A 557-nucleotide genomic window follows, 5' to 3' on the forward strand; every position below is an offset into this window, starting at 1 on the left:
CGCGACGACCAGCCACATCAGCGCGGGCGGGAACCAGGTGAAGTGGAACTGGCCCACGACGATCCCCGCGACGACCAGCGCGGAGAAGACCAGGTGCGCCAGGTCGAGCTTCATCTTCAGGTTGACCTTCATGTGCTCCTGCTCGTCCTCGCTCGGGTCAGCGCGCGCGTCCCGCCGCGCCGGTGCCGAGCACAGTACCGATGATCAAGAACAGGATCATCAACGCGGCCGAGAGCAGGACCACGACGAGGAAGGCGGTTCCCGAGTCGCGCGGCGTGAACGGGAGGGCGACGGCCCCCAGGAACTCCGGCACCCCGGCCAGGAACACCCACGGAGCGGCGACCCGGTGCACGGTGTCCCACGACTCGTCGTCCGCCAGCGACCGCTTGGTGCGGATGCCGAAGAACGGGTTCCGCTTCAGCTTCCCCCTCGCGCCGAGGCGCGCCATCACGAACATCAGCGACGCGGCGAACAGCTGTCCCGCGACGACCAGCGCGACCACGCCCCACGGCGCGGGTTCGGCGGCTTCGAGCACCGCGGCCCTCCCCGGTCCGGCG

General features: G+C 70.4%; 1 protein-coding gene. It reads right to left on the reverse strand.

Annotated elements, in window-relative coordinates; translation table 11 throughout:
• Nucleotides 1–157: 157 nt before the first annotated feature.
• On the reverse strand, nt 158–557 hold a 400-nt coding region (locus tag ABFX50_RS51060; RefSeq protein WP_346158562.1), incomplete at its 5' end, for an SdpI family protein.

Source organism: Nonomuraea recticatena (genome assembly GCF_039533245.1).
GTDB classification, from domain to species: domain Bacteria; phylum Actinomycetota; class Actinomycetes; order Streptosporangiales; family Streptosporangiaceae; genus Nonomuraea; species Nonomuraea roseola.